Here is an 11,315-nt window from a genome sequence, read left to right as displayed (position 1 = left end):
CGGGCGGCGGCGAGGCCGGGAGACGACGTCTCGCGCATCGCCGCCGCCTGGGGCACGGTGGAATGACGCGTGACACTCCCGTCACTGGTACGTCACTGGAAGAGGAGCAGCGGCATGTCGAACCACACCTACCGGGTCACGGAGATCGTCGGCACCTCACCGGACGGCGTCGACCAGGCCATCCGCAACGGCATCGACCGGGCCTCACAGACGCTGCGCAACCTGGACTGGTTCGAGGTGACGCAGGTGCGCGGCCAGCTCGAGGACGGGCGGATCGCGCACTGGCAGGTGGGACTGAAGGTGGGCTTCCGGCTGGACGAGTCGGAGTAGACGGGTCGCGGACTCTCCCCCGGGCGGGCGCTGTCAGGTCCGCCCTTCGCGCTCCTGTGCCGCCTTCATCTCCGCGGACCGGGTCACCCAGTCGGCCCGTACGACGGTGAAGCCCGCGCGGCGGGCGTCGGCGCAGACCAGTTCGTCGTCGTCGACGAGGACGCGGACCTCGCGGGTGCGGGCGAGCCGCCGCAGGATCTCCAGCTTGGTGAACCGGGCGGGGCGCCGGTCGGCGTCCCGCCGCATGTACACGCGTCCCTCGGGCAGGCCCTGGGCGGCGAGCCAGTCGAGGGTCTCGCGACGGCAGCGCTCGGGCCGCCCGGTCAGGTAGAGGATCTCGCACCGCTGCGCGTGCTCCCGGACCAGCGCGACGCCCTCCGGGACGGTCGGGTCCTGCGGTGCCGCCGAGAAGAAGCCGTCCCAGTCCTTCGGCCTGCGCTCCAGGAAGCCCTGCCGGTGTGTGGTGTCGGCGAGGGTGTTGTCCAGGTCGAACACGGCCAGCGGGGCCTTGCTGCGGTCGTCACTCACACCGCCCAGCCTAAACGCATGCGGCGCAGCTTGGACCGGGAAATGGTCCATACTATTCCAGCGGAGTGTGAACAAGCCATGAGCACAGGTGAATTCACCCCTCACAGTTGATGTCTCAAGCACAGCACTGACATACTCCGCTCTCAGTTTTACGGATTCACACCCCCCACAGAGCCCGCACCCCCATCCCGCGTCCGGCGCCCCTTCACCCTGCCCGGAAACCGGACGCGTCCACTGACCCCAAGGGGTCGAGTGCGGGGCACGATGCAGCGAAGAAGGTGCGCCTGTGCCCGAGTTTTCTCCGCAACGGGACGACATTCCCGCATTCCCGCTTCCGCACATCGAACATACTGCGCCGTCTCGTATATCCGACCATCCCGAATTTCACTCCCTGCGCCGCGCACAGCGCCGGTTCGGCATCCGGGCGACCGTCGTGTCCGTGGGCGGATTCCTGCTGTACGTGCTGCTGTCGAGTTTTGTGCCGGCGGTGATGAACCAGCCACTGGCCGGCCGCCTCACGGTCGGACTGGCCCTCGGGCTCGGGCAGTTCGCCCTCATGGGCGTGACCGTCCGGTGCCACCTGCGGCACATGCGCACCCGGGTGGATCCACTCGCCCGCGGCCTGCGGTCCCGGCTGCGGGCGACCGAGAGCCGCCGCGCCCGTTCGGCGCCGCCCCCGCAGGCGGCAGGACAGCGGCCGCTCCGGCACGGGTCGAGGGGGTTCCACACGTGGTGAGCGCCGCCGCCATCGACGACAGCAGTCTGCAGCTGACGTTCGTCCTGTTCCTGACCGTGGTCGTGATAACCCTGTTCACGGCACTGCTGACGGCGCCTCAGCGCGACGAGATCGGCGAGTTCTACCTCGGCGACCGCGCCATGTCGCCGCTGCGCAACGGTCTGGCCATGTGCGGTGACTACCTGTCCGCCGCCACCCTGCTGGGCAGTACCGGGCTGGTCGCCCTGACCGGGTACGACGGGCTGATGTACCTCGGCGGCACCACGGTCGCCTGGATGATGGTGCTGCTGCTGATCGCCGAACCCCTGCACCGCACAGGCCGGTTCACCCTCGGAGACACCGTGGCCCTGCGCCTTCCGCGGCAGCAGCGGCCGGTCCGGGTGGCGCTGGCGGTGTGCATCCTGGTCATCGCCACGCTCTACCTGGTGGCCCAACTCGTGGGCAGTGTAGCCCTGCTGACCCAGTTCACCGGTGTGCCGAGCGGCACCACCCGCACCCTGTGCGTGGTCGTGATCGGCGTGTTCGTGATCCTGTACGCGTCCCTGGGCGGCATGCCGGGCGCGACGGTCATCCAGATCATCAAGGCCGTGATGCTGGTGGCGGGCGTGCTGTTCACCGCGGGCTGGGTGCTGCACCGCTTCGACTGGAACCCTGGCGCGCTGCTGGAGCGGGCGGCGGAACGCAGCGGTTCGGGCCTGAGCTTCCTCGAGCCCGGGCTGCGTTACGGCGGCACGGTCAGCAACAAGCTGGACTTCCTCAGCCTCGAACTGGCCATCGTGCTGGGCCTCGCCGCTCTGCCCCACGTGTTGATGCGCCTGCTCACCCCGCGCAACGCCGGGGTGTTGCGTTCCTCGGTGGTGTGGGCCGTCGGGCTGGTCGGGACGGTCTGCCTCGGCGCCGGCGTCCTTGGGCTCGGCGCCACCGCACTGCTCGGCCGGGACGCCATCGAGAGCACGGACCGCACCGGCAACGCCTCCGTCCTGCTGCTCGCGCACGAGCTGGGCGGCAGTGTCCTGACCGCGCTGCTGACCTGCCTGGCGTACCTGACGCTGCTGGCCGTGGCGGTCGGCCTCACTCTGGCCGCGGCCTCCTCCCTCGCCCACGATCTGTACGGCGAGGTGATCCGCAGGGGCCGGGCCGGCGAGACGGAGGAGCTGACCGTCGCCCGGTTGTCCGGGGCGGTCATCGGCGTCCTCGGCATCCTGCTGGCCCTCGTCGCCTGGGGGGCGAACACCGCGACGCTCGCCTTCCTGGCCTTCGCCATCGCGGCGTCCGCGATCCTGCCGACGATCGTCTACACCCTCTTCTGGCGGCGCTTCAGCGCCAAGGGGGCCCTACTCAGTCTGTACGGCGGGCTGCTCTGCTCCGTCCTGCTGGCCGTCTTCTCCCCCGTCATCTCCTCGGCTCCGGGCTCGTTCTACCCCGAGGCGGACTTCGCCTGGTTCCCGCTCCAGAATCCCGGCATCGTCTCCATCCCCGCGGGTTTCCTGCTCGGCTGGCTCGGCACGGTGCTGGACCGGGGCCCGGCCGAGGATCCCGCCGCGCACGAGGAGTTCGAGGTGCGGATGCTCGTGGGCGCGGACGACTGAGACACCCCGCGGGGACAGCGGTGGCGGACACCGGGACGCATATTGTTAATGGGATCCATTTTCATGTAGCGTCTCGGTGCCCGACCACCGAGGAGGAGTCCCCATGGCCGTCCCGAAGCGGAAGACGTCCCGCAGCAACACCCGCCACCGCCGCGCCCAGTGGAAGGCGGTCACCCCGGCGCTGGTCCCGGTCACCGTGGACGGCGTCCGGCACCTCGTACCGCAGAACCTGGTGAAGGCCTGCGAACGAGGCCTGCTACGCCCCGACGGCTGAACCCGTCTCCGCCCAGAAGCAGGCCCGTACCCGGCGCAGCCAGGCCTCGACCGGCGCCTCGTCGGGTTCGTCCGGCAGTGCTGTGGGCCCCTCGCCGAACGCGGCCTCGTAGTGTCCGAGCAGGGGCAGGGCGACCGACGGGTCGGCGGCGACGCGCTCGCCGAAGGCGTGGTACTCGTCCGGGTCCTCGACACGGATCGTCAACCGCCCGCTGGTGTAGAGCTCCAAGCCCTGCGCGCACAGCCGTTTGAGGTGCCGGGCGTGCTTCGCGGTGCGCCGCCGGGTGTCGGCGGAGAACGAACCGTCGCCGCGCGCCTCCAGCCGACGGAACTGCTGCGTGGCGTAACCGAGGTAGGCGTCCCTGACGCGCTTGGCGCTCAGGAACGCCGTTCGGATGCCGATGAGTTCGTCGCCGAGCGGGGTACGGACCTCGTACAGGTCGTCCGGGAGCCACACCAGCTCCATCGCGGTCGGGTTGCCGCCGAGGGCCAGCCGGCACCACTTGGCGGCCTCGTGCAGGGTGCGGTCCGGCGCCGTGCTGACGTGTGACTCCTTCGGCCGGCGCAGACCGTGCAGCTCTTCGGTGGGCGCGGCGAAGAGGCCGAGACGGTCGATGTCGGAGCCGGGGCGCGCGAGGCCGTAGGCGGTCGATCCGACGATGCCGGAGAGCAGGACATTGGGGACGGTCACGGTCGGCCGCCTTTCGCTACGGGGTACCGGAACAGTTTCCTGATCCGCCGGGACCCGGTCACCCCCTTTTCCGGCGGTGGGCGACACGGGGCGGCGGAATACCGGCGGCCCCGCCCGGCGTAGAACCGGTATGGATTCCGTGCGCCTGTCCGTCCTCGACCGCTCCCGCACGCGCGCGGGGCACACCCACCCCGAGGCGCTGCGCGACACCGTGCGGCTCGCGCAGGAGCTGGAGCGGCTCGGCTACCACCGGTTCTGGGTCTCGGAGCACCACGGCGTACCCGGGGTCGCCGGCTCCGCGCCGACGGTGCTGGCCGCCGCTGTGGCGGGCGCCACCCGGACGATCCGGGTCGGCACCGGCGGGGTGATGCTGCCCAACCACCGTCCCCTGGTCGTGGCCGAGCAGTTCGGCGTGCTGGAGTCGCTGTTCCCCGGGCGGATCGACATGGGCCTGGGCCGGTCCGTCGGATTCACCGACGGAGTGCGCAGGGCCCTGGGCCGCGACAAGGGCGACGCCGACGACTTCGAAGCCCAGCTCGCCGAGCTGCTCGGCTGGTTCCGGGGCACCTCCCCCACCGGGGTGCACGCCCGGCCCGCAGAGGGGCTGAGCGTGCCGCCGTTCGTCCTGGCCATGGGCGAGGGCGCCGGCGTCGCCGCCCGCGCGGGCCTGCCCATGGTCATCGGCGACCTCAGGAACCGCGACAGGATGCGGCGCGGCATCGACGCGTACCGCGAGTCGTTCCGCCCCTCCACCTGGGCCGCTGAACCGTACGTCGTCGTCTCGGGCACCGTCGCCGTGGCCGGCACCCCCGAGGAGGCCCGGCGGCTGCTGATCTCCGAGGCCTGGTCGATGGCGCACTCCCGCACCCACGGCACCTTCCCGCCGCTGCCACCCGCCGAGCGCGTGGCGGCGCTCACGATGACCGCCAAGGAACGCGGCTTCTACGAGTCCGGCCTGACCGGCCACATCGCCGGTACCGAGGAACAGGTGGCGCACGAGCTGGAGACGCTGCTGAAGGAGACGGGCGCGCAGGAGGTACTCGTCACCACCAGCACCTACGACCGTGAGGCCCTGCTGGACTCCTACCGGCGGCTGGCCTCGATCACCTCCGGTTAGAGTCGTCTGCCATGCACGACCGCGACCCCCATGACCCCTTCGTCCGTGTCCGCGGAGCCCGGGAGCACAACCTCCGGGGCGTCGACGTCGACATCCCCCGGGACGTACTGGCCGTGTTCACCGGCGTGTCCGGCTCGGGCAAGTCGTCGCTGGCGTTCGGCACGATCTATGCGGAGGCGCAGCGCCGCTACTTCGAGTCGGTGGCGCCGTACGCGCGCCGGCTGATCCACCAGGTCGGCGCGCCGAAGGTCGGGGAGATCACCGGTCTGCCGCCGGCCGTCTCGCTCCAGCAGCGCCGGGCGGCGCCCACCTCGCGCTCCTCCGTCGGCACGGTCACCAATCTCTCCAACTCCCTGCGCATGCTGTTCTCCCGGGCCGGCACCTACCCGCCCGGCGCCGAGCGCCTCGACTCCGACGCCTTCTCCCCCAACACCGCGGCGGGGGCCTGCCCGGAGTGCCACGGGCTCGGGCGGGTGCACCGCACCAGCGAGGAGCTGCTGGTGCCCGACCCGTCGCTGTCGATCCGGGACGGGGCGATCGCGGCATGGCCGGGGGCCTGGCAGGGCAAGAACCTGCGGGACATTCTCGACGCGCTCGGCCACGACGTGGACCGGCCGTGGCGGGAGCTGCCGGCGGTCGAACGGGAGTGGATCCTGTTCACGGACGAGCAGCCGGTGGTCACCGTGCACCCGGTGCGGGACGCCGACCGCATCCAACGGCCGTACCAGGGAACGTACATGAGCGCCCACCGGTACGTGATGAAGACGTTCTCGGACTCCAGGAGCCCGACCCTGCGGGCCAAGGCCGAGCGGTTCCTCACCAGCGCGCCCTGTCCGGCGTGCGGGGGCAGCCGGCTGCGCCCCGAGGCCCTGGCGGTGACGTTCGGCGGCAGGACCGTCGCCGAGCTGGCGGCGCTGCCGCTGGTGGAGCTGGCCGCCGGTCTCGACGCGACCTCGGAGGCCGCCCGGGTCCTCACCGGCGACCTGAGGTCCCGTATCGCGCCGGTCGTCGAGCTGGGTCTCGGCTACCTCAGCCTCGACCGGCCGACCCCCACCCTCTCCGCGGGCGAACTGCAGCGCCTGCGACTCGCCACCCAGCTGCGCTCGGGCCTGTTCGGGGTCGTCTACGTCCTCGACGAGCCGTCGGCCGGGCTGCACCCGGCGGACACCGAGGCGCTGCTCACGGTGCTGGAGCGACTGAAGTCGTCCGGGAACTCGGTGTTCGTCGTGGAGCACCACCTGGACGTGGTGCGTGGCGCCGACTGGCTGGTCGACGTGGGTCCGGGCGCGGGCGAGCACGGCGGGCGGGTGCTGCACAGCGGCCCGGTGGCCGGGCTGGCGGGCGTCGAGGAGTCGGCGACGGCCCGCTACCTGTTCGACCACTCCGCCGCCCCGGCCCGGGAGGTGCGCGAGGCGACCGGCCGGCTCACGACCGGCCCGATCACTCGGCACAACCTGCGCGGGGTGACGGCGGAGTTCCCGCTCGGCGTGTTCACCGCGGTCACCGGGGTGTCCGGCTCGGGCAAGTCGACGCTGATCGGCGAGATCACCGAGGAGTCGGCGGGGGTGGGCCGGCTCGTCTCGGTCGACCAGAAGCCGATCGGCCGCACCCCGCGGTCGAACCTCGCGACCTACACGGGTCTCTTCGACGTCGTACGCAAGGTGTTCGCGGCCACCGACGGGGCCCGCGCACGCGGTTTCGGCGTCGGGCGGTTCTCCTTCAACGTGGCGGGCGGGCGCTGCGAGACCTGCCAGGGCGAGGGGTTCGTCAGCGTGGAGCTGCTGTTCCTGCCGAGCACGTACGCACCGTGCCCGGACTGCGGCGGGGCGCGTTACAACCCGTCGACGCTGGAAGTGACCTACCGGGGGCGCAACATCGCGCAGGTGCTGGATCTGACGGTGGAGGGCGCGGCGGAGTTCTTCGCGGACACCCCGGCCGTGGCCCGAAGCCTCGCCACCCTGCTCGACGTCGGCCTGGGCTACCTCCGTCTCGGCCAGCCCGCGACCGAGCTCTCCGGCGGCGAGGCCCAGCGCATCAAGCTGGCGAGCGAACTGCAGCGCGGCCGTCGCGGCCACACGCTGTACCTCCTCGACGAGCCGACGACCGGCCTGCACCCGGCCGACGTGGACGTCCTGATGCGCCAGTTGCACGGCCTCGTGGACGCCGGGCACACCGTGATCGTCGTCGAGCACGACATGTCCGTCGTCGCGGGCGCGGACTGGGTGATCGACCTGGGCCCCGGCGGCGGCGACGAGGGCGGCCGGATCGTGGCGGCGGGCCCGCCGGGCGACGTCGCACGCTCGGCCGACAGCCGGACGGCGCAGTATCTGGCGCGCGCCCTGTCCGGGTCCCGCTGAGGCCGGGGAGCGCACCTGCGCACCCGGGACCGGCTGAGGGCACAAGACCAGCCGGGCACAAGACCAGCCGAGGGCACGCGGCCGGCCCGGGGCACCCGGCCAACCAGGGCACGCGGCCAACCAGGGCACGCGGCCGGCCAAGGGATGGCGGCCGGCCAAGGGATGGCGGCCGGCCAAGGGATGGCGGCCGGTCAAGGGCACCCGGTCAGCCAAGGACACGCCGCCGACCAAGGGCCCGGGGAGCAGCCAAGGGCCCTGGTCCGCCTGCGCGCGCCGGGGTCCGCCTACGCCACCAGCACGGTGTGTGTCCACGACGGTGCCGTCGTCTCCGGTGGCTGGGCGGCGCGCGCCAGGGCGCGGCGGTCCATGCCGCCGCCCGGCAGGATCGGGTCCCGGACCTCGACCTCGGCGACCAGGCCGCGGGCCGTCGCCACCCGCCACAGGGAGGCCAGCAGAGTGTCCGCACCGACGTAGGCGGGCGCCGTGGTGGTCGTGCCGTCCCCGAGCCGGTAGCGGAGCCGGACCGGCTGGACCGGCACCCGGGCGTCCAGGGCGGCCTGGAAGACGGCCCGGCGGAAGGTGCCCTGGGCCCGGCCGCACCAGGTGCTGCCCTCGGGGAAGGCCGCGACCGCGGTGCCCTCGCGCAGTGCCCCGGCGATCCGGGCGACGGTGTCCGGGAGGGCCCGCAGCCGGTCCCGTTCGATGAACAGGGTTCCGCCGCGTGCGGCCAGCGCGCCGGCGACGGGCCAGCGGCGCACCTCGGTCTTGGCCAGCATCCGGGCGGGGCGTACGGCGGCGAGCAGCGGTATGTCCAGCCAGGAGATGTGGTTGGCGACCAGCAGCAGTCCCCCGGTGGGGGCGGCGGCGCCGGTGACACGGACCCGGACACCGGCGGCCCGTACGATCCACCGGCACCAGCGCCCGACCAGCGACGCCGGTATCCGGGCCCCGAAGGGCGACAGCGCGATCCCCGCGAGCAGGAGCAGGACGACCGCGCCGAGCCGCAGCACGGCACGCGGCACGTCCCGCGCCCGCACCGCCGACGGTGCCCGGACACAGGCCTCGGGCGTGCAGGGCGCGGTGGGCAGCCAGGCGCTCATCAGGCCGGCACGAGGGACAGGAAGTGGCGCAGGTAGCGCCCGTTGACGCGGCTCATCGGCAGCAGCACGTACAGGTCGGCGACCCCGAAGTCCGGGTCGTGGGCCGGTGCGCCGCACACCCAGGCGCCGAGGCGCAGGTAGCCGCGCAGCAGGGCGGGCAGTTCGACGCGGACGGCGGGTGCGGGGCCCGGTGTCCAGGGCAGCAGCGGCCGCACCCGGAACTCCTCCGGCGAGAGGTGCCTCTCGCTCACCCGGTCCCAGGTGGCGGAGGCGAGGGCGCCGCCGTCTGCGAGCGGGACGGAGCAGCAGCCGGCGAGCCACTCGTGGCCGCGGTCGGCCATGTAGCGGGCGATGCCGGCCCAGATGAGGCTGATGACCGCGCCGTCGCGGTGGTCGGGGTGCACGCAGGAACGGCCGACCTCGACGAGCTGCGGCCGGATCCCGTCGAGCGCGGTGAGGTCGAACTCGCCCTCGGAGTACAGCCGCCCGGCGACCGCCGCGCGCTCCGGCGGCAGCAGCCGGTAGGTGCCGACGACCTGGCCGGTCGTCTCCTCCCGTACGAGCAGATGGTCGCAGTACGCGTCGAACGCGTCGGCGTCGAGGCCCGGCTGCGGGCCGGCCAGCAATGCGCCCATCTCCCCGGCGAAGACGTCGTGCCGCAGTCGCTGGGCGGCCCGCACGTCCTCCTCGTTCCGGGCGAGGGCGACGGTGTAGCGGGTGGGGGCCGTGGGCTGCGCGGGGCGGTCGGCGGTCAGTACGCCGGTCATGGCACTCTCCTGGTCACGGGCCGGTCGGTGAGGCGGTGCGGGGCGCTGAGCGGTGTCGTGCGGTCGTACGCCTCTGTTCTTCCGATGCCGGCTGACCTTCGCGTGTCATGTGCAGAGAGAACGGGTGTGAGGTTGCTGAACGGCTCGCGCCCGCCGGCGCGGCCCGGATGGCCTAGCTGCGCACGCGTACCCCGGCTCCTGCGGCGAGAGTGGGCTGCATGACAGAACCCGGAGCCGGCGGGCGACGCGGTGGCTCGGCCCCGTCCACCAAGCGCCGGCGCACCGTACGTGGTGCCGGTGAGGCCGCGCGGCGCGCCGCGGAGGCGCTGACGGAGCTGATCAGCCATCGCCTCGAAGGGGTGTCCGCGGTGCGCCCGGGCGAGGACGACGGCTGGGTCGTCGACGTCGACGTGCTCGAACTGGCCCGCATCCCCGACACCACCAGCCTGCTCGCGACGTATCAGGTGGAGCTGGACTCGTCGGGCGAACTGGTGCAGTACCGCCGGATCGCGCGCTTCCGGCGCGGCGCCCAGGACCAGTGACCGGACCGCCGCACCCGCTGACCGGAAGGACCGCCGCATGACCGTCTACAGCGATGAGATCGTCTGTTCGCCTCGCGCCGGAACGCTCTACGACGTGCTGGAGCTGATTCTCGACCGCGGCATGGTGATCGACGTCTTCGTGCGTGTCTCGCTGGTCGGGATCGAGATCATCAAGATCGACGCGCGCATCGTGGTCGCCAGCGTCGACACGTACCTGCGCTTCGCGGAGGCGTGCAACCGCCTGGATCTCGAGAACGACCCCCACACCAAGACCGTGCCCGAGCTGTTCGGCGGGCCGGTCTCCAAGGCCGTCGGCAAGGCGGGCGCCAAGCGTGCCGCCGGTTCCCTGACCGACAAGGTGCGCGACTTCCTCACCCCGGACGACGACACCGACGACACCGACGACGACGTGGACGACGAGGCCGAGGCCCGTACCGAGCGCGCCCCGCGGCCGGCCCGCAAGCGCCGCAGTGACGACGACCGCCCGCGGCCCCGGCGCCGCAAGGCCGAGGAGGAATGACCGTGACGGCCACCGCAGCCCTCACCACCGCCGGCACGCTCGGCACCCTGTACGTGTACGGCATCGCCCCCGCGGGCGTCCGGACCCCGCGGGCGTCCGGGGTGGACGGCGCGGCGGTGCGGCTGCTGACCGAGGACGGGCTCTGCGCCGCCGTCTCGGACGCCCCGGCGTCCGTCCGGGCGCGGCGAAGAGACCTGATGGCCCATCAGGCGGTGCTCGGCGAACTCGCCGCGCAGAGCCCCGTCCTGCCCATGCGGTTCGCCGTCCTGACTCCCGACGCGGAGTCGCTGCGCGGGCAACTGCGCACCGACCGAGCCCGCTTGGCGGCGCAGCTCGACGTGGTACGGGGCTGCGTCGAGATGAACGTCAAGGGCACCGTCGTGCACGGGCACTTCGCCGACCTCGTACGCCGGGACGACTCCCTGCGCACGCTCGCCCGCCAGACCCGGCACCGCCCCGGCTACGAGGCGAACGTGCGCCTGGGCGAGGCGCTCGCCAAGGGTGTCACGCGCGAGGCCCGGGGCGCGGCACGGGAGGTGCTCGCCCGCCTGGCTCCGCTCGCCGTGCGCACGGCGCCGGGTCCGGTCGACGACGAGCAGGTGCTGAGCACGTCGTTCCTGGTGCGTTCCGCCGACGAACAGCGCTTCCGGCAGGCGGTGGCCGCGCAGGCGCGCGACGTCGGTGACCGGCTGGCGCTCAGCGTGACCGGTCCGCTGCCGTGTTACAGCTTCGTCGACGCGCCGTCCGCCACGGCAGGCCGGTGAC

General features: G+C 72.9%; 13 protein-coding genes. 9 read left to right on the top strand and 4 right to left on the bottom strand.

The window, feature by feature from the left end:
* The first annotated feature begins 114 nt into the window (after positions 1 to 114).
* On the top strand, positions 115 to 330 hold the full coding sequence (locus AB0937_RS22785; RefSeq protein WP_053673732.1) for a dodecin: 216 nt from the start codon (positions 115 to 117) through the stop codon (positions 328 to 330).
* A 33-nt stretch (positions 331 to 363) separates the two neighbouring features.
* Here AB0937_RS22785 and AB0937_RS22780 read toward each other — a convergent pair whose 3' ends face one another.
* Positions 364 to 909 (bottom strand): HAD family acid phosphatase, encoded by a 546-nt coding sequence (locus AB0937_RS22780; protein WP_366714026.1) that lies wholly within the window; start codon positions 907 to 909, stop codon positions 364 to 366.
* Positions 910 to 1,144: 235 nt separating this feature from the next.
* Here AB0937_RS22780 and AB0937_RS22775 point away from each other — a divergent pair, with 235 nt between their 5' ends.
* The 3 genes from AB0937_RS22775 (at position 1,145) to rpmF (ending at position 3,457) form a co-directional block, all read left to right on the top strand.
* Complete coding sequence (locus tag AB0937_RS22775; RefSeq protein ID WP_366714025.1) at positions 1,145 to 1,594, top strand: DUF485 domain-containing protein; 450 nt, start codon at positions 1,145 to 1,147, stop codon at positions 1,592 to 1,594.
* Positions 1,588 to 3,183, top strand: coding sequence for a cation acetate symporter (locus tag AB0937_RS22770; RefSeq protein ID WP_366714024.1), 1,596 nt, complete (start codon positions 1,588 to 1,590; stop codon positions 3,181 to 3,183). Before AB0937_RS22775 ends, AB0937_RS22770 begins: the two co-directional genes overlap by 7 nt.
* Positions 3,184 to 3,286: 103 nt before the next feature.
* Positions 3,287 to 3,457 (top strand): 50S ribosomal protein L32, encoded by a 171-nt coding sequence (rpmF, locus tag AB0937_RS22765; protein ID WP_366714023.1) that lies wholly within the window; start codon positions 3,287 to 3,289, stop codon positions 3,455 to 3,457.
* On the opposite strand, the gene AB0937_RS22760 is transcribed toward rpmF, so the two are convergent.
* Positions 3,440 to 4,147, bottom strand: coding sequence for a nucleotidyltransferase domain-containing protein (locus AB0937_RS22760; protein WP_366714022.1), 708 nt, complete (start codon positions 4,145 to 4,147; stop codon positions 3,440 to 3,442). The genes rpmF and AB0937_RS22760 overlap by 18 nt on opposite strands.
* Positions 4,148 to 4,277: 130 nt before the next feature.
* Between AB0937_RS22760 and AB0937_RS22755 the strand changes: the two genes are divergently transcribed.
* Complete coding sequence (locus AB0937_RS22755) at positions 4,278 to 5,264, top strand: LLM class flavin-dependent oxidoreductase (protein WP_366714021.1); 987 nt, start codon at positions 4,278 to 4,280, stop codon at positions 5,262 to 5,264.
* Positions 5,265 to 5,275: 11 nt separating this feature from the next.
* A complete protein-coding gene (locus AB0937_RS22750; protein WP_366714020.1) occupies positions 5,276 to 7,621 on the top strand; it encodes an excinuclease ABC subunit UvrA in 2,346 nt (781 codons plus the stop codon).
* Positions 7,622 to 7,905: 284 nt separating this feature from the next.
* On the opposite strand, the gene AB0937_RS22745 is transcribed toward AB0937_RS22750, so the two are convergent.
* Together AB0937_RS22745 and AB0937_RS22740 are read right to left on the bottom strand one after the other, a co-directional pair.
* A complete protein-coding gene (locus tag AB0937_RS22745) occupies positions 7,906 to 8,721 on the bottom strand; it encodes a lysophospholipid acyltransferase family protein (RefSeq protein WP_366714019.1) in 816 nt (271 codons plus the stop codon).
* Positions 8,721 to 9,488 carry a GNAT family N-acyltransferase gene (locus tag AB0937_RS22740; RefSeq protein WP_366714018.1) on the bottom strand — a complete coding sequence of 256 codons (768 nt, stop codon included), beginning with the start codon at positions 9,486 to 9,488 and terminating at the stop codon, positions 8,721 to 8,723. Before AB0937_RS22740 ends, AB0937_RS22745 begins: the two co-directional genes overlap by 1 nt.
* 218 nt (positions 9,489 to 9,706) lie before the next feature.
* Here AB0937_RS22740 and gvpO point away from each other — a divergent pair, with 218 nt between their 5' ends.
* From gvpO to AB0937_RS22725, 3 genes are read left to right on the top strand one after another with little or no spacing between them, the layout of a single operon-like run.
* On the top strand, positions 9,707 to 10,030 hold the full coding sequence (gene gvpO / locus AB0937_RS22735) for a gas vesicle protein GvpO (RefSeq protein WP_366714017.1): 324 nt from the start codon (positions 9,707 to 9,709) through the stop codon (positions 10,028 to 10,030).
* Between the two features lie 37 nt (positions 10,031 to 10,067).
* Positions 10,068 to 10,550, top strand: coding sequence for a gas vesicle structural protein GvpA (locus AB0937_RS22730; protein ID WP_366714016.1), 483 nt, complete (start codon positions 10,068 to 10,070; stop codon positions 10,548 to 10,550).
* A complete protein-coding gene (locus AB0937_RS22725; protein WP_366714015.1) occupies positions 10,547 to 11,314 on the top strand; it encodes a GvpL/GvpF family gas vesicle protein in 768 nt (255 codons plus the stop codon). Before AB0937_RS22730 ends, AB0937_RS22725 begins: the two co-directional genes overlap by 4 nt.
* The last annotated feature ends 1 nt before the right edge of the window (position 11,315 follow it).

This window comes from Streptomyces sp. NPDC047880 (assembly GCF_040706515.1).
GTDB lineage: Bacteria > Actinomycetota > Actinomycetes > Streptomycetales > Streptomycetaceae > Streptomyces.
Note: the sequence above shows the minus strand (reverse complement) of the source record. Positions and strands in the feature narration are given on the sequence as shown.